Origin of the sequence: Actinoplanes hulinensis (genome assembly GCF_019429605.1) — a bacterium.
Lineage (GTDB): Bacteria > Actinomycetota > Actinomycetes > Mycobacteriales > Micromonosporaceae > Actinoplanes > Actinoplanes campanulatus.
This window is the reverse complement of sequence record NZ_JAHXZI010000019.1, coordinates 142,082-158,566: the sequence shown is the minus strand read 5'-3', so window position 1 is coordinate 158,566 and position 16,485 is coordinate 142,082. Positions and strand designations below refer to the sequence as shown.

The following is a 16,485-nucleotide window of genomic DNA, read 5'->3' as shown; positions in this document are numbered from 1 at the left end:
ACGTATAGGCCGGTAGTTCCGGGCATCTCGGCTGAGTTACCCGAGCCGAACGGGGGTATCTTTGGTGCAGATGTGGAAAATCGCTCCGCCGACAGGGGTGACGGACCACACTCGTATCGGGCGAGGGTGGCTCTCTCGGGGGGCACGCGCGTGCGTTGTTCGCGTACCCTGCTCGCGTGTCCTCCTGGTTTCGCAGACGCGATCACAACATCTTCACGAACGCGACCTCGCTGCTGATATGCGGCCTGTTGGCCGGCGTGGTCGTGGCGGCGGCGGCGTTCCCGGCCGCCGCGATGACCGGCCTCGCGGCCAAGGCGGGCGGTCAGACGTTCGCGAACCTGCCGAGTGAACTCAAAGAGTTCAGCTCACCGCAGATCACTCGGGTGTACGCGTCCGACGGCAAGACCCAGATCGCCGTGTTCTACGACGAGTTCCGCAGCGACGTGCCGCTGAAGGACATCTCGAAGCACATGCAGGCCGCGATCCTGGCCGCCGAGGACCGCAAGTTCTACGAGCACAACGGCGTCGACCTCAAGGGCATCGCCCGCGCGTTCGTGAGCAACAACCAGGGCGGCTCGCAGCAGGGCGCCTCCACGCTCACCATGCAGTACGTGCGGATGTCGCTGGCCTACTCGGCCACCAAGCCGCAGGAGGTGATCGACGCGACGGAGGACAGCCCGAAGCGCAAGGTCACCGAGATGAAGTACGCGCTGCAGATCGAGAAGCAGCTCACCAAGGACCAGATCCTGGAGCGCTACCTCAACATCGCGCCCTTCGGCAACCAGGCGTACGGGGTCTACGCCGCCAGCCAGGTCTACTTCAACAAGAAGCCCAAGGACCTGACCGTCGCCGAATCCGGCATGCTCGCCGGCATGGTGAAGGCGCCGAGCGCGTTCAACCCGACCACGCCGAGCGGCAACGAGCAGATCACCGCGCGCCGCGACAACTACATCGTCCCGGCCATGGTCGAGATGGGCGCCATCACCCAGGCCCAGGCCGACGAGTCGAAGAAGGCCAAGGTCCCCACCAAGGTCCGCCAGGTGGGCAGCGGCTGCGTCTCGGTGGCGAAGAACCACTGGGGCTTCTTCTGCGACTACTTCCACCGCTGGTGGCTGAGCCAGGAGGCGTTCGGCGCCACCACGTACGACCGGGACCGTCGCCTCAAGAGCGGTGGCTACCGGGTCGTCACCACGATGGACCTCAAGGGTGAGGCCGGCGCCCGCCGGGAGATCTCCGAGCGGCAGTCCGACAAGAGCCAGAACGCCCTGCTGCTGGCCGGCATCGAGCCCGGCACCGGCAAGGTGCGCCTGCTCGCGACCAACCGCAAGTACAAGCTCGACGACCCGGACAACCCGCAGAACGAGAAGTCCTCGGACCCGAAGAAGCGCACCAAGGGCATCCGCGGCACCCACCCGTACACGACGAACCCGCTGCTCAGCGGTGGTGGCGACATCACCGGCTACCAGGCCGGCTCGGTGTTCAAGATCTTCCCGATCATCGCGGCGCTGGAGTCGGGCTACCCGCTCGGCTACACGATCAAGGCGGAGAAGGTCTACAAGTCCGGGTATCCCGTCGGCCCCGGCCCGGCCTCGTGCGGTGGCTACTACTGCCCGAAGAACGCGGGCGGCGGCGGTGAGGGCGTCTACACCATGTGGTCCGCCTTCGCGAAGTCGATCAACACGTACTTCATCCCGCTCCAGGAGCGGGTCGGCGCCGACAAGGTGGTCGCGGTCGCCAAGCGCTTCGGCGTCCAGTTCCGCGTGCCGGACCCGGACGCCAAGTACGCCAACGACCCCGAGTCGGCCCGCAACTGGGGCGCGTTCTCCCTCGGCGTCTCCGCCTCGACCCCGCTCGACATGGCGAACGCGTACGCGACCCTCGCCGGTGACGGCAAGTACTGCCAGCCGACCCCGGTCGAGCAGATCACCACGCAGGACGGCGAGAAGATCGACGTCGGCAAGCCGCACTGCATCCAGGCCACCCCGAAGGACGTGGCCCGGGCCGCCCTGGACGCGGCACGCTGCCCGGTCGGCGACTCGGCCCAGCTCGGCTCCTGCGGCGGGGCGACCGCCGGCCCCACCCGCGGCATCGTGGGGCACCCGGTCTTCGGCAAGTCCGGCACCACCGACGCGTCCAAGACCGCCTCGCTGATCGTGGGCACCACGAAGATCGTCGTCGCGGGTTACATGGCCAACCCGGACTACCCGGACCACCGGGACCAGATGGACCACGACATCATCAACCCGGCCGTCCAGTACACCGTCAAGGAGTACATGGAGGGCAAGGAGAAGGTGCAGTTCAAGAAGCCGGGCAGCACCAAGATCGCGTACGGCGAGCAGCGCTCGATCCCGGACGTGAAGTGTGACTCGGTCTCCTCGGCGCGCAACCGCCTGGAGGACGCCGGCTTCCACGTCTCGGTGGGCTCCGAGGTCGACTCGGAGTGCCCGAAGGGCACCGTGGCGGGCACCAACCCGTCCGGCCGCACGATCAAGAACGGCGCGGTGGTCCTCGAGATCAGCAACGGGAAGAAGGAAGAGGAGCCGCCGGTTCCCGGCCAGAACCCCAGCACACCGCCGAGACGTAACTAGCGCGGACAGCGAACGGGCGGGAGAGTCACTCTCCCGCCCGTTCTCTTTGCCTCTCAGACGAGCTGGCGCCGCACCTCGGCCGCCACCCGGCCGCCCTCCGCGCGCCCCGCCACGGCCGCCTGAGCCGCCTTCATGGCCTGGCCCAGCTGGGCCTTGCCGGTGAAGCCGCCCTCGGCCAGCACCCGGGTCACCAGGTCGGCGATCTCCGCGTCGGTGAGCTGCTTCGGCAGGTAGCGGTCGAGCACCTCGCCCTCGGCCGTCTCCTTGGCCGCCTGGTCGGTCCGGCCCGCGTCGGCGAAGGCGGTGGCCGCCTCCCGGCGCTTCTTCGCCTCCTTGGTCAGCACCGCCAGCACCTCGGCGTCGGTGAGCTCGCGGGCCTCCTTCCCGGCGACCTCGGCGGTCCGGACCGCGGCCAGGGCCATCCGCAGCGTCGACGTGATCAGGTCGTCCCGGGACTTCATGGCGGCGTGCAGGTCATCGTTCAGGCGGTCTTTCAACGTTCCCATGGACGGAGAAACTACCCTTGCGGGCATGCGTAAGCGCTCCCTTATTTCGGCCGCCGCCACTCTCACCGCACTGGGCGGCGCGACGCTCGCCTATGCCGCACTCGTCGAGCGGAACATGTTCACGCTCCGGCGCTTCGACGTACCGGTGCTGGAGCCCGACGCCGAGCCGCTGCGCATCCTGCACCTGAGCGACCTGCACATGATGCCCGGCCAGCGGCGCAAGCAGGAGTGGGTGGCCGCGCTGGCCGGCGCCGACCCGGACCTGGTGGTGGTCACCGGCGACAACATGGCCGACCCGGGCGCGATCCCCGGCGTGCTGCGCGCCCTCGACCCGCTGCTCGGCCTGCCCGGCGCGTTCGTATTCGGCTCCAACGACTACCGCGGCCCGGTCTGGAAGAACCCGCTCCAGTACCTGATGCCCGACCGGGAGTACGTGCAGGGCGTCGACCTGCCGGCCGAGGACCTGCGCGCCTGCTTCGTGGACGCCGGCTGGGCCGACCTCAACAACGCCCGAACCGTCGTGAAGGCCGGTGGCCGCTCGATCGAGATGGCCGGCGTCGACGATCCGCACATCGAACGCGACGACTACCCCTCGGTTGCCGGCCCGATCAGCAACGGCGCCGACCTGCACCTCGGCGTCACCCACACCCCGGCCAAGCGGGTGCTGGACGGGATGGCCGCCGACGGGTTCGCCCTCCTGCTCGCCGGTCACACGCACGGCGGCCAGGTCTGCGTGCCGGGCTACGGAGCGCTCACCACCAACTGCGACCTGCCCACCTCGATGGCCAAGGGCCTGCACCGCTGGCCGGGGTCGGACGCCTTCCTGCACGTCTCGGCCGGACTGGGCACCCACCCCACCGCACCGATCCGCTTCGCCTGCCGTCCGGAGGCCTCGCTGCTCACCCTGATCCCGCGCTGACCTGCGGTTTTCCGTTTTAGGGATACCGGTTGAAGAACCCCCCGAAGCCTCCGCTAGTATTTATCTCGCAGCGACGGGGTGTGGCGCAGCTTGGTAGCGCGCTTCGTTCGGGACGAAGAGGCCGTGGGTTCAAATCCCGCCACCCCGACCATGGTTGCAGCAGGTGAGGGCCGGTCTCCGGAAACGGGGAACCGGCCCTGATCCGTTTCCGGGGGCTGTTCATTGACGCCGGGCCCTCGACGAAGAGCCCGGCCGGTGGTTCTCAGAGGGCCAGCTGCGGTCCGACCGTGCGCAGGGCCATCTGCTGGGGGACGGCGTAGGGCCCGATCATCGACTCCACCACCGGGGCGATCGACGGGCGATCGGAGAGCTGCATGAGCCGCGTGGCGCGGGCGAGCGAGCCGGTCTCGCCGTCACGGAAGCCCTCCCGGTAACCACGCTCGTAGCGCTCACCCCGGCCCAGCGCGCGGCCGAGGGCGAAACACGAGGATCCGGCGAGGGCGAGCAGGAAGAGCATCGCGAAGGGTGTCACAGAACTATCCTTCCGGGCGCGAGCCAGTAATCAGGCGAAAGCTACACTAAACAGACATACGTTGCGCCGGATCGGTGATCGAGTACGCCAACGGGTGACCGCGAGGGGCGACGTCCACCCGCCATCAGCGGCCTGACAAGCTGGGACCTTGTGACAGACTCCATCGACCTCGCCCGCCAGGTTCGCACCGTGAGCCGCCTCACCGGCGAGTTCACCCTCCGCTCCGGCCGAACCGCCACCGAATACTTCGACAAGTACCAGTTCGAGGCCGACCCGGTCCTGCTCGACCGGCTCGCCGAGCGCCTCGCCGTACTGATCCCCGAGGGCACCGAGGTGCTCGCCGGCCTGGAGATGGGCGGCATCGCGGTGGTCACCGCCCTGGCCCGGCACGCGAAGCTGCCCACCGCCTTCGTCCGCAAGCAGGCCAAGCAGTACGGCACCGCCCGCCTCGCCGAGGGCGCCGAGGTGGCCGGCCGCCGCGTCCTGATCGTCGAGGACGTGGTCACCTCCGGCGGCCAGGTCGTCCTCTCCACCAACGACCTGCGCAAGCTGGGCGCCCACGTCGACCACGCGCTCTGCGTGATCGACCGTCAGGAGGGCGGCACCCAGGCCCTGGCCGCCGAGGGCATCACCCTCCGCGCCCTCCTCACCCGAGCCGACCTGGACGCCGCTGCCTGATCATCGCCGCTGTCGCGGGCTCGTCAGGGCCCGCGACAAGGCAAGCAAGGCGCGCGGCTTCCGCTTCAAACCCTTTCCTTGTACGAGTTCTGCAAAGTCCCCGAAGCACCCCGCGAGCCTCTGCCGGGTCAAGCCTGTGCCGCGCCCGCCGGGCTCAGATCGGTGCTCCCGCAGGCCCGGCCAGGGCGCTGAGGGCTGTCTCAACGGTGCCGAAACAGCGCTGACGACCAGCTGGACAAGATCAACCGCTACCCGGACAGTCCCAATCTTGAAGCTTGATGGACGTCCCGGCGTCAGCGAAAGCCCAACATCGACAAACAGGCTTTGATCATGAGCGCTGATGGGTGCTCCGGGGACAACCAGGACTCAAGATCGCGCTGTTGGGGGTGGCGGGAACAGTGTGTGAGGTGGATCGGGGTGGCGGGAACGACGCGAGAGGCGGATCGAGGTAGCGGGGACGACGCGGGTCCTCCGCACGCGTCGGCGGGGGTGGGCGGGAGAGGGACCACCGATCTACGCCCGGCGGGGGCGGCACAGGCTTGACCCGCCAGGGGGTCGCGGCTTTGTGCGTACAGGGAAAAGGTTCAAGGGGTTCGGGTTTCGGTCTGGACCCAGGCGATGTAGGCCGGATTGGCCGCGATGACCGGGACCGCCAGGACGCACGGGACGTCGTAGGGGTGCTCGGCGTCGGCTCGTTCGATGATCAGGGGAACCAGGTCGAGGCGGGTGTGCAGGGCCACCCGGGCCTCGGGATCGTCCTGGATGGCGCCGTCCCAGCGGTACAGCGAGCGGATCGCGGTGATCTGCTGACCGCAGGCGGCCAGGCGGTCCTCGATCAGGCGGCGGGTGAAGGCGGCGAGCCACTCCGGATCGGACGCCGTGATGATCACCTCGCAGATGCCGGTCATGCGGGGGCGCCCTTGGCCAGCTCGGCGGCGATCAGTTCGGCGATCTGAACGGTGTTGAGGGCGGCGCCCTTGCGCATGTTGTCGCCGGTGATGAAGAACGACAGGGCGCGGGGATCGTCCATCGCCCGGCGGATGCGGCCCACCCAGGACGGGTCGGTGCCGACCGCGTCGATCGGCATCGGGAACTCGCCGGCCTCCGGATCGTCGACCAGGATGACGCCGGGGGCGTTGCGCAGGACCTGGCGGGCGCCGTCCGCGGTCACCTCGGCGGCGAAGACGGCGTGCACGGCGATCGAGTGGCCGGTGACGACCGGGACCCGGACGCACGTGGCGGAGACCTTGAGCGCCGGCAGGCTGAGGATCTTGCGGGACTCGTTTCGGAGTTTCAGCTCCTCGGAGGACCAGCCGAGATCGGCCAGCTCCCCGGACCAGGGCACCACGTTGAGCGCCAGCGGGGCCGGGAACGGGCCCAGGTCGTCGCCGACGGCCTGCCGGACGTTGCCGGGGCGGCCGCCGAGGAGCCGGTCGCCGGCCACCTTGGTGAGCTGGTCGTGGAGGGTGTCCACGCCGGCCTGGCCGGCCCCGGAGGCCGCCTGGTAGGACGCCAGGACGAGTTCGCGGAGCCCGTACTCGTCGTGCAGCGGCGACACCGCGATGATCATCGCGGCCACCGTGCAGTTGGCGCTGGACACGATGCCGACCGGGCGGTCGTGGACCGCCTCGCGGTTGACCTCGGGCACCACGAGCGGCACGTCCGGCCGCATCCGGAAGGCGGACGAATTGTCCACCACGGTCGCGCCCCGGGAGACCGCGATCGGCGCCCAGTGCTCGGACACCGCGTCGGGGACGTCGAACATCGCCACGTCGACGCCGTCGAACGCCTCGGCGGTCAGCTCGACAACGTCGAGCCGCTCGCCACGGCAGGTCAGCGTCTTGCCGGCGGACCGCGCCGACGCGATGAGCCGGATCTCGCCCCAGACGTTGCGCCGGGACGAGAGCAGCTCGAGCATGACGGACCCGACGGAGCCGGTGGCTCCGACGACGGCGAGCGTGGGCTGCGCCATCGACCGGGTTACCGGCCGGTACCGCCGTAGACGACGGCTTCCTCGTTACTGCCGAGCTCGAACGCGGCGTGCACGGCACGCACCGCGGTGTCGAGATCGGTGTCCCGGCAGACGACCGAGACCCGGATCTCCGAGGTGGAGATCATCTCGATGTTGACGCCGGCCGCGCCGATGGTGGCGAAGAACTCGGCGGCGACACCCGGGTGCGAGCGCATGCCGGCGCCGACCAGAGAGACCTTGCCGATGTGGTCGTCGAAGAGCAGGCCCTTGAACTTGACCTGGTCCTTGATCTTGTCGAGCGCGTTCATCGCGGTCTGGCCGTCGGCCTTCGGCAGGGTGAACGAGATGTCGGTGCGGCCGGTGCCCTCGGTCGACACGTTCTGCACGATCATGTCGATGTTGATCTCAGCCTTGGCGACCGTCTCGAAGATGCGGCCGGCGGCGCCGGGCTCGTCGGGCACGCCGACAATCGTGATCTTCGCGTCGCTGCGCTCGTGCGCGACCCCGGTGATCAGTGCGTTCTCCACGTCAGGGTCCTCCATCGAGCCGGTGACGAGCGTGCCTTCTTTGTTCGAGTACGAAGAGCGTACGTGGATCGGCACGCTGAACCGGCGCGCGTACTCCACGCATCGCAACATCAGCACCTTCGCGCCGCCCGCCGCGAGGTCGAGCATCTCCTCGTACGTGATCTTCTTGATGTGCTTGGCGTCCGGCACGATCCGCGGGTCCGCGGTGAAGACGCCGTCCACGTCGGTGTAGATCTCGCAGACATCGGCGTGCAGCGCCGCGGCCAGCGCGACGGCGGTGGTGTCCGAGCCGCCGCGGCCGAGGGTGGTGATGTCCTTGGTGTCCTGCGAGACGCCCTGGAAGCCGGCGACGATGGCGATGGCGCCCTCGTCCAGCGCGGTCCGCAGGCGGCCCGGGGTGACGTCGATGATCCGCGCCTTGCCGTGCACCGAGGTGGTCAGCACGCCGGCTTGGGAGCCGGTGTAGGACCGGGCCTCGTAGCCCAGGTTGTGGATCGCCATGGCGAGCAGCGCCATCGAGATCCGCTCGCCCGAGGTGAGCAGCATGTCGAGTTCACGGCCGGGTGGCAGCGGGCTGACCTGGTTGGCCAGGTCCATCAGCTCATCGGTGGTGTCGCCCATGGCGGAGACCACGACGACCACGTCGTCGCCGGCTTTCCGGGCGGCCACGATGCGCTCGGCCACCCGCTTGATGCGCTCGGCGTTCGCTACCGACGAACCACCGTACTTCTGCACCACTAGAGCCACGGCGAAACCATTCCTTCGGCTAAACGGATCGCCACCACCCTAGCCGCGCGACTCGTTCGCCTCGACATGCGATCCCAGAATCCGGCCGGGATGGCGCGACACGCCGGGGGCGGTGGGCCGCCGTACCGGGGGCATCGCACGGTATGGGGCGAGAATGTCGCGATGCGCCTTCCCTCCGCGTTCACCGTCGCCGTGCTGGCGTTCGGCCTGACCGGCTGCGGCAGTGAGAGTGCCCCCGAAGCGGTTCCCGAGACCGCCGTGTCGGTCGCCGACCCGGAACCCGAGGCCCGGGATCAGCTGGCCGGCCTGGCCGCGCTGGCCCTGGACCGCCGGTACGCCGCGCTCTACACGTTCGACGTCGGCGACGGCAGCCCGCGGGACGTGGTCGCCTCGGTCGCCGACGACGGCACCTGGCGGGTGGACATCCCGCTCGGCGCGCTCGGCGGCACGGCCGGCGTCACGATCATCAAGGTGGCGGCCGGCGTCTACCAGTGCGGTCTGACCACGTCGACCCAGCCGGTGAGCCCCACCTGCATCCGGGTGGCCGAGCGCGGTGACAAGGTGCCACGCCGGTACGACCCGAAGGTGCAGCGCCTGTTCCGGCAGTGGCTGACCGTCTTCACCGACCGGAAGGCGCCGCTGGCGGTCTCCGCGGTGCGACCGCTGACCGGCGCGCAGGGCACCTGCTACGCCGTCGACTCGGTGAGCGCCGCCCTGGACCCGCCGGTGGACGTCGGCATCTACTGCTACTCGGCGGACGGGCTGCTGACCGCGGCCCGGGTCGAGTACGGCGTGCTCAAGCTGGTCCGTCAGGTCGCCGGGCCGCCCACCCTCCAACTGCCCGGCCCGGAGGTGGCCGGTGAGCCGATGGGCATGAGCAGCCCACCGCCGGTCGTCCAGCCGAGTGGATCGGCCCCGTCCTGACCGTCGCCCTTCCCACGATCCGGGCGTTCGGATAGCCGTTCGGAAACGCTTGACGTAACGTGGCTGGCGACATGTGGCAGGTGAACCTTCTCCTTCGCTGCCGCGACGAGGCCCCATTCCAGGTCGGCACCTCGTCGCGGAGGTGACGCACGCCGCCTGCTCGTCTTCTTCCTGACTGGAGCAGTCCCACATGTCCGTCTACGGCCCTCAGCAGCCCAGCCCGATGCCGTTCCAGCGCTACGAGGCTTATCAGAAACAGTTCTCCATCACCCTGCCCGACCGGCAGTGGCCGGGCCGTGTCACCGAGAAGGCGCCGCGCTGGTGTGCGGTCGACCTGCGGGACGGCAACCAGGCCCTGATCGACCCGATGTCGCCCGAGCGCAAGCGGCGGATGTTCATGCTGCTGGTGAAGATGGGCTACAAGGAGATCGAGGTCGGCTTCCCGGCGGCCAGCCAGACCGACTTCGACTTCGTCCGTCAGCTGATCGAGCAGGACCTGATCCCGGACGACGTCACCATCCAGGTGCTGGTGCAGTGCCGGGAGCACCTGATCGACCGCACCTTCGAGTCGATCCGCGGCGCCAAGCGCGCCATCGTGCACTTCTACAACTCGACCTCGGTGCTGCAGCGCCGGGTGGTCTTCGGCCTGGACCGGGACGGGATCACCGACATCGCGACGCAGGGCGCGCGGCTCTGCCAGAAGTACGCGGAGATCCACACCCCGGACACCGAGATCTTCTACGAGTACTCGCCCGAGTCGTACACCGGCACCGAGCTGGAGTACGCGCTGGAGATCTGCTCGGCCGTGATCGACGTGATCGACCCGACCCCGGCCCGGCCGCTGATCATCAACCTGCCGGCCACTGTCGAGATGGCCACGCCGAACGTGTACGCCGACTCGATCGAGTGGATGCACCGCAACCTGCCCCGGCGCGACAGCGTCATCCTGAGCCTGCACCCGCACAACGACCGGGGCACCGCGGTCGCGGCCGCCGAGATGGGCCTGCTGGCCGGCGCCGACCGGATCGAGGGCTGCCTGTTCGGCAACGGCGAGCGCACCGGCAACGTCGACCTGGTCACCCTGGGGCTGAACCTGTTCTCGCAGGGCATCGACCCGCAGATCGACTTCTCGAACGTCGACGAGATCAAGCGCACCGTGGAGTACTGCAACCAGCTGCCGGTGCACGAGCGTCACCCGTACGCGGGGGATCTGGTCTACACCGCCTTCTCCGGCTCGCACCAGGACGCGATCAAGAAGGGCTTCTCCGCGCTGGAGGCCGACGCCACCGACGCCGGCACCCCGATCGACGACTTCACGTGGGGCGTTCCGTACCTGCCGATCGACCCGAAGGACGTGGGCCGCACCTACGAGGCGGTCATCCGGGTCAACTCGCAGTCCGGCAAGGGTGGCGTGGCGTACATCATGAAGGAGGAGCACAAGCTGGATCTGCCGCGGCGGCTGCAGATCGAGTTCTCCGGCGTGGTGCAGCAGCACACCGATAACGACGGCGGCGAGGTCTCCCCGCAGCAGATGTGGGACTACTTCGCCAAGGAGTACCTGGTCGACCACCAGACCGACCCGACGATCCGGGTGGCCGGCTACAGCACCGCGACGGTGGACGGCAAGGTCGAGATCGACGCCCAGGTGGCGCTGGGCCCCGAGCGCCGGTCGCTGACCGGTGTCGGCAACGGCCCGATCGACGCGTTCGTGCAGGCCATCGCCCCGCTGGGGATCAAGGCCCGGGTGCTGGACTACAACGAGCACGCGCTGACCTCGGGCGGCGACGCGCAGGCCGCGGCGTACGTCGAGTGCGAGGTGGGTGACGTGGCCGTCTGGGGTGTCGGCATCGACGCCAACATCGTGAGCGCGTCCATCAAAGCGGTGACCAGCGCGGTCAACCGCGCGAGCTGACATTCACTCCCCCGCGTGCGGCGATCTGCGGCACGCGGGGGTCACCCTTACCCTGGGGTACGTGCCCCCGAGTAACGCCTTTCGATGGTTTCCCCTCGCCCTGACCGCCGCCCTGCTGACCGGCTGCACGGTGGTCGAGTCCTCCCCCGGCAGCACCGCGCCCGCCCCCGAATCCGGTGAGGTGGGGCAGGCCGCTGATCTGCTGTCCGACCTGACCGTCGCCGCGCCCCGGTCGATGAAGGGCTACAGCCGGGACAGGTTCCCGCACTGGCGCAGCGCCGGCAAGAACTGCGACGTCCGGGACACCGTGCTGGAACGTGACGGCGACAAGGTCAAGCTCTCCGGCTGCAATGTCGTCGCCGGCACCTGGACCAGCGTGTACGACGGCGACGTGCTGACCTCGCCCACCAAGGTGGACATCGATCACATGGTCCCGCTCGCCAACGCCTGGCGCTCCGGCGCCGACAGGTGGACCGACGACGAACGCGGCGACTTCGCCAACGATCTGGACCGCCCGCAGCTCCTCGCGGTGTCCGCCTCGTCCAACCGGTCGAAGGGCGACCAGGACCCGTCGACCTGGAAGCCGGCCGAGAAGGGCAGCTGGTGCACGTACGCTCAGGACTGGATTGAAGTGAAGTCCTTCTGGAAACTCAGCGTCACGGAGAAGGAGAAGGACTCTCTCGACGAGATGCTGAGGACCTGCTGACATGGCCGACGAGCAGAGCCGAACCACCGACATCGTGCCCGGCCCGGGCGGGGTGATGACCGACGAGGTCGGGGTGGTGACCGGTGACCTGACCCTGCGCACCGAGCTCGCCGACGGTCAGGTCACCGTGCGCGTGCAGTACAGGGACGCCGACGAGTGGTACACGGTCACCGGCGGCCGCGGCCCGCTCGCCGATCCGGCGGATCTGGACACCGTGCACGCGATAGTCACCGGCCTGCTGCATCGACCCGAAGGCTGACGCGATCTGTTGCCGGGCCCACTTATGATGCGGCGCATCAACGTCCACGGGGGCACGAAAGGCATCGGCATGCGCAAGCTTCGCATCGGCATGGCTCTACTCACCACTATCGGCGTCGGCGTGCTCGCCGCCCCGGGGGCCGCCCAGGCCGCCTCGGTCGGCGTCGCGTCGACGATCGGCACCACCGTTGAATACAAGGCGGCGTCCGGCAAGGCCAACCGGGTGGTCATCACCACGACCGACCGGGCCGTCGTCATCGACGACAAGTACCCGATCAAGGCCGGCAAGGGCTGCAAGCCGGTCAAGGGCGACAAGACCAAGGTCACCTGCGCCCCCGACGTGGTGGCGGTGGAGCGGGTCCGGGTCTTCACGTACGACAAGGCCGACCGGATCACCAACCGCAGCGTGCTGCGCCTGGTCGCCTGGGCCGGCTCCGGCACCGACACCGTCTACGGCGGCGCCTTCGGCGACTACCTGTACGGCCAGTCCGGCAAGGACGTGCTCGTCGGCGGCGGCGGCAACGACCGGATCTCCGGCGGCACCGCGGACGACAAGCTCTACGGCGGCGTCGGCAACGACTTCGTCAGCGGCGACACCGGTCACGACTACGTCAGCGGCGGCGCCGGCAACGACCACCTGATCGGGTTCAACGGCAAGGACCAGATGTACGGCGGGCTCGGCGACGATCTCCTCGACATGCACAACACCGTCATCCGTGGCGACAAGGACAAGGTCTACGGCGGTTCCGGCCGGGACACCGTCAGCTACCAGACCTACCGCGGCATGGTCGTGATCTCCCTCGACAATCAGCACTCGAGCGGCGGACTGAACGGGTGGGAGCAGGACCTCGTGGCCACCGACGTCGAGGTCCTCCACGGCGGCGAGGGCGACGACCGGCTCTACGGCCGCGAAGGGAACGAGACGCTGGTGGGCTGGGGTGGCAACGACCAGCTCGCCGGTGGCGCCGGCGAGGACGTGCTGCTGGGCGGCCCGGGTGCGGACCGGCTCTACGGCAACCCCGGCGACGACCGCCTGGACGGCGCCGACGGCACCGGCAGCGCCAACACCGAGGCCGACCTGCTCAACGGCGGCATGGACGGCACCCCGGCCGGGGACCTGTGCATCGCGTACACCAATGACGTGAAGCAGTACTGCGAGCGCTGATCAGAGCGACTGCGGGCGGGCGGGTGGGTCTCACCCGCCCGCCCGGTCCTATCTCGACACGGGTTGGTCATCCTTTCGTGCCACGTTGAGCACCTACGGTCCGCGCCGGGTGCGGGGCGAGGTGGGCTTCCATCGCTTAACGCGGATCTAACAGATCCTGCGTCATCGATGAAGTTCTCGGTACGGGGGAGAAAACATGTCTCGACTCACCTGGGCGGTCAGAGCCGGCGTGGCGCTGCTGGGCACCACCGCCACGATCGCGATGGGCGCCGGCCCGGCCCAGGCCGCTTCGACCGGCGTGGCCTCGGTGTCCGGCGTCAAACTCGTCTTCCAGGCCGGTAGTGGCCTGGCCAACCAGGTGCTGGTGACCGAGTCCGGTGGCACGGTGACCATCGACGACAAGTACCGGATCAAGGCGGGCAAGGGCTGCAAGGCGGTCGCCGGCGACCGGACCAAGGTGACCTGCACCGGCGCCAAGTACGCGAGCATCCGCCTGGGCAGCAGGAACGACATCCTGGTGAACCGGACCGGCCTGATCGTGTACGCGTTCGGCTCCACCGGCAACGACCACCTCTCCGGCGGCTCCGACAAGGACTACCTGCACGGCGGCTCGGGCAACGACACGATCGCCGGCGCGGGCGGCAACGACTGGCTGTACGGCGAGAGCGGCAACGACAACCTCTACGGCGGCGCCGGCGCCGACCGGCTGGACGACGGCAGCGGCAACGACCGGTCCAACGGCGGCGCCGGCAACGACTCCCTGGTGGAGAGCGCCGGCAAGGACAAGCTCTACGGCTCGACCGGCGACGACCACCTGTCCGCGAGCGGCCGCACCGAGGCCGACTACCTCAGCGGCGGCGCGGGCACCGACGTGGTCGACTACTTCGACGCGAAGAAGCCGGTCACCGCGGACGCCGACGGGGTCAAGGGCGACGACGGCGTCAAGGGCGGCAAGGACACCATCGCCACCGACGTCGAGAACCTCTCCGGCGGCTCCGGCAACGACACCCTCATCGGCACCGCCGGCGTGAACGTCCTGCACGGTGGCGGCGGCAACGACCGGCTCTACGGGCAGGGCGGCGACGACTCGCTTCACGGCGACACCGGGCACGACCTGCTGAACGGCGGCGCCGGCAACGACAGCCTCACCGGCGACGGATCGGTGCACCACGACACCGAGAAGCTCTACGGCGACGTGCTGGTCGGCGGACCCGGCGTGGACCTGGCCAACTACCGCGGCTACTGGGAGCCGATCACCGTCGACCTGGACGGCCAGTCCCGCGACGACGGTGTGAAGGGCGAGCACGACTCGGTCGGCGCCGACGTCGAGAACCTGACCGGCGGCTATGGCTCGGACACCTTGATCGGCAACGCCGCGAACAACGTCATCATCGGCGGCGACGACAGTGCCGACAAGATCCAGGGCGGCGCGGGCGACGACCGGCTCATCGCCGGCAGCGAGCCGGGCACCACGGCCGACGGCGGCCGGGACGCCCTCGACGGTGGCACGCACGTCTCCGGTGACGCGTGCAGCTACAACGCGGACGAGGACACCGCGATCAACTGCGAGAGCTGAAACCTGGATCACGGGAGGAAGCACCATGGGACGTAGGGCACTGCCGTTACGCGCCGGCGTCATCCTGTTCACCACCGCGGTCGGGGCCGGCCTGGCCGCCGCGCCGGCGCAGGCCGCCGCGACCGGCGTGGTGAGCCTGCCGGCCGGCACCTACGAGGTCAGGTACACCGCCGCCGGGAAGGCCACCAACAAGGTGGTGGTCACCCGCTCCGGCCGGACGGTCACCATCGACGACCGGGTCCGGCTCAAGGCCGGCCAGGGCTGCAAGGCGGTCAAGGGCGACGCGACCCGGGTCCGCTGTACGTTCAGCGGCTCGAGCGACTACTGGACCCTTCTGGTCAACCTGGGCGACCGGTCCGACTCCCTGGTCAACAAGACCGGCCTGCGGATGCGTGCCTACGGCGGCACCGGCAACGACAGCTTGCAGGGCGGGACGCTCACCGACGAGCTGTTCGGCGGCACCGGCAACGACAAGATCTGGGGCAACGGCGGCCGCGACCACATCGAGGGGAACAGCGGCGCCGACCGGCTCTCCGGCGGCACCGGCCACGACGGGATCAGCGGCGGCACCGGCAACGACACCCTCTGGGGTGGCTCCGGCAACGACGGCCTCACCGGCGGTTCCGGTACGGACGCCCTCTACGGCGGCTCCCATGACGACGACCTCGACGGCGGCACCGGCGCCGACCTGCTGCGCGGCGACTCGGGAACCGATTACGCGAACTACTGGAATCGCCGGGAGGCCATCGTCGCGGACCTGGACGGTGCCCGCGGCGACGACGGCGTCAAGGGCGAGCGGGACACGATCGCCGGAGACGTGGAGGGTCTCGTCGGTGGCGTCGGCAACGACGTCCTGACCGGCAACGGCGGGCACAACACCATCAACGGCGGCTCCGGCGCGGACCGGATCACCGGTGGTGGCGGCGACGACCGGCTCGGCGGTGGCGGCGGTCGGGACGTGATCGACGCCGGCTCCGGCAACGACTACGTGAAGCCGGACTTCGCCGAGACCGAGAGCGGCGACGACGGCCCGTACGTCATCGACCCGATCGCCGCCGACGTGGTGCGCGGCGGCAGCGGTGCCGACACCGTCGACTACTCGGACCGTCAGCGCAACCCGGTGACCGTCGACCTCGACGGCGCGCCCGGCGACGACGGCCGGTCCGGTGAGGGTGACACGGTCGGCGCCGACGTCGAGAACCTGCTCGGCACGATCTACGGCGACCGGCTGACCGGCAACGCGTCGGCGAACGATCTCCGCGGCGGCGGGGGCAGCGACGTTCTGCTCGGGCTGGACGGCGCGGACCGGCTCTGGGGCGAGGCCGGCGACGACGACCTGAGCGGCGAGGACCCCTCCGGCGTCCAGGCCGCCGACCAGCTCGACGGCGGCGCGCAGTACTCCGCCGGCGACCTGTGCCGCGCTTTCCCGACCGACGTGCTGTCGGGCTGCGAGCGCTGAGACGGGGCTGGTGATC

The 16,485-nt window shown here is 69.6% G+C and carries 14 protein-coding genes, 1 tRNA gene and 1 pseudogene; 11 read left to right on the top strand and 5 right to left on the bottom strand.

Annotated elements, in window-relative coordinates:
• Window positions 1-176 precede the first annotated feature (176 nt).
• The gene (locus KZ829_RS32040; protein ID WP_220147581.1) at window positions 177-2,588 is read left to right on the top strand and encodes a transglycosylase domain-containing protein; all 2,412 of its coding nucleotides are present in this window, start codon (window positions 177-179) and stop codon (window positions 2,586-2,588) included.
• A 53-nt stretch (window positions 2,589-2,641) separates the two neighbouring features.
• Here the strand turns inward: KZ829_RS32040 and KZ829_RS32035 are convergent, their stop codons facing one another.
• A complete protein-coding gene (locus KZ829_RS32035; RefSeq protein WP_220147580.1) occupies window positions 2,642-3,094 on the bottom strand; it encodes a GatB/YqeY domain-containing protein in 453 nt (150 codons plus the stop codon).
• A 25-nt stretch (window positions 3,095-3,119) separates the two neighbouring features.
• On the opposite strand from KZ829_RS32035, the gene KZ829_RS32030 reads away from it, so the two are divergent.
• On the top strand, window positions 3,120-4,013 hold the full coding sequence (locus KZ829_RS32030) for a metallophosphoesterase (RefSeq protein WP_220147579.1): 894 nt from the start codon (window positions 3,120-3,122) through the stop codon (window positions 4,011-4,013).
• A gap of 74 nt (window positions 4,014-4,087) precedes the next feature.
• A tRNA-Pro gene (locus tag KZ829_RS32025) sits at window positions 4,088-4,164 on the top strand.
• A 111-nt stretch (window positions 4,165-4,275) separates the two neighbouring features.
• Here KZ829_RS32025 and KZ829_RS32020 read toward each other — a convergent pair.
• Window positions 4,276-4,545 (bottom strand): hypothetical protein, encoded by a 270-nt coding sequence (locus KZ829_RS32020; protein WP_183224301.1) that lies wholly within the window; start codon window positions 4,543-4,545, stop codon window positions 4,276-4,278.
• Between the two features lie 150 nt (window positions 4,546-4,695).
• On the opposite strand from KZ829_RS32020, the gene pyrE reads away from it, so the two are divergent.
• The gene (pyrE, locus tag KZ829_RS32015; RefSeq protein ID WP_220147578.1) at window positions 4,696-5,223 is read left to right on the top strand and encodes an orotate phosphoribosyltransferase; all 528 of its coding nucleotides are present in this window, start codon (window positions 4,696-4,698) and stop codon (window positions 5,221-5,223) included.
• 584 nt (window positions 5,224-5,807) lie between these two features.
• Here the strand turns inward: pyrE and cutA are convergent.
• Genes cutA through KZ829_RS32000 form a run of 3 tightly spaced genes read right to left on the bottom strand, consistent with a single transcriptional unit; the run spans window position 5,808 to window position 8,469 of the window.
• Window positions 5,808-6,131, bottom strand: coding sequence for a divalent-cation tolerance protein CutA (cutA, locus tag KZ829_RS32010; RefSeq protein ID WP_220147577.1), 324 nt, complete (start codon window positions 6,129-6,131; stop codon window positions 5,808-5,810).
• Window positions 6,128-7,195, bottom strand: a complete 1,068-nt coding sequence (locus KZ829_RS32005) for an aspartate-semialdehyde dehydrogenase (protein WP_220147576.1) — start codon at window positions 7,193-7,195, stop codon at window positions 6,128-6,130. Before KZ829_RS32005 ends, cutA begins: the two co-directional genes overlap by 4 nt.
• 8 nt (window positions 7,196-7,203) lie before the next feature.
• Window positions 7,204-8,469 (bottom strand): aspartate kinase, encoded by a 1,266-nt coding sequence (locus KZ829_RS32000; RefSeq protein WP_220147575.1) that lies wholly within the window; start codon window positions 8,467-8,469, stop codon window positions 7,204-7,206.
• 162 nt (window positions 8,470-8,631) lie between these two features.
• Between KZ829_RS32000 and KZ829_RS31995 the strand changes: the two genes are divergently transcribed.
• From KZ829_RS31995 to KZ829_RS31965, 7 genes and pseudogenes are all read left to right on the top strand, one after another.
• The gene (locus KZ829_RS31995) at window positions 8,632-9,393 is read left to right on the top strand and encodes a hypothetical protein (protein WP_220147574.1); all 762 of its coding nucleotides are present in this window, start codon (window positions 8,632-8,634) and stop codon (window positions 9,391-9,393) included.
• A gap of 190 nt (window positions 9,394-9,583) precedes the next feature.
• Window positions 9,584-11,305, top strand: coding sequence for a 2-isopropylmalate synthase (gene leuA, locus KZ829_RS31990; protein ID WP_220147573.1), 1,722 nt, complete (start codon window positions 9,584-9,586; stop codon window positions 11,303-11,305).
• A gap of 61 nt (window positions 11,306-11,366) precedes the next feature.
• The gene (locus KZ829_RS31985) at window positions 11,367-12,011 is read left to right on the top strand and encodes an HNH endonuclease family protein (protein WP_220147572.1); all 645 of its coding nucleotides are present in this window, start codon (window positions 11,367-11,369) and stop codon (window positions 12,009-12,011) included.
• 16 nt (window positions 12,012-12,027) lie between these two features.
• Window positions 12,028-12,270 (top strand): annotated as a pseudogene (locus KZ829_RS31980) (hypothetical protein); the annotation flags it as partial.
• Window positions 12,271-12,339: 69 nt separating this feature from the next.
• Window positions 12,340-13,434: a calcium-binding protein gene (locus KZ829_RS31975; protein WP_220147570.1), complete on the top strand. Its 1,095-nt coding sequence runs from the start codon at window positions 12,340-12,342 to the stop codon at window positions 13,432-13,434.
• A gap of 196 nt (window positions 13,435-13,630) precedes the next feature.
• Window positions 13,631-15,010, top strand: a complete 1,380-nt coding sequence (locus KZ829_RS31970; RefSeq protein WP_220147569.1) for a calcium-binding protein — start codon at window positions 13,631-13,633, stop codon at window positions 15,008-15,010.
• Between the two features lie 25 nt (window positions 15,011-15,035).
• Window positions 15,036-16,469: a calcium-binding protein gene (locus KZ829_RS31965; protein ID WP_220147568.1), complete on the top strand. Its 1,434-nt coding sequence runs from the start codon at window positions 15,036-15,038 to the stop codon at window positions 16,467-16,469.
• Window positions 16,470-16,485: the final 16 nt, after the last annotated feature.

Excerpts from the sequence above, each read along its gene's own strand:
- KZ829_RS32030 (WP_220147579.1), top strand. The coding sequence starts at position 3,120 with ATGCGTAAGCGCTCCCTTATTTCGGCCGCCGCCACTCTCACCGCACTG.
- leuA (WP_220147573.1), top strand. The coding sequence starts at position 9,584 with ATGTCCGTCTACGGCCCTCAGCAGCCCAGCCCGATGCCGTTCCAGCGC.
- KZ829_RS31965 (WP_220147568.1), top strand. The coding sequence starts at position 15,036 with ATGGGACGTAGGGCACTGCCGTTACGCGCCGGCGTCATCCTGTTCACC.
- KZ829_RS31970 (WP_220147569.1), top strand. The coding sequence starts at position 13,631 with ATGTCTCGACTCACCTGGGCGGTCAGAGCCGGCGTGGCGCTGCTGGGC.
- KZ829_RS31975 (WP_220147570.1), top strand. The coding sequence starts at position 12,340 with ATGCGCAAGCTTCGCATCGGCATGGCTCTACTCACCACTATCGGCGTC.
- KZ829_RS32005 (WP_220147576.1), bottom strand. The coding sequence starts at position 7,195 with ATGGCGCAGCCCACGCTCGCCGTCGTCGGAGCCACCGGCTCCGTCGGG.
- KZ829_RS31995 (WP_220147574.1), top strand. The coding sequence starts at position 8,632 with ATGCGCCTTCCCTCCGCGTTCACCGTCGCCGTGCTGGCGTTCGGCCTG.
- cutA (WP_220147577.1), bottom strand. The coding sequence starts at position 6,131 with ATGACCGGCATCTGCGAGGTGATCATCACGGCGTCCGATCCGGAGTGG.
- KZ829_RS32035 (WP_220147580.1), bottom strand. The coding sequence starts at position 3,094 with ATGGGAACGTTGAAAGACCGCCTGAACGATGACCTGCACGCCGCCATG.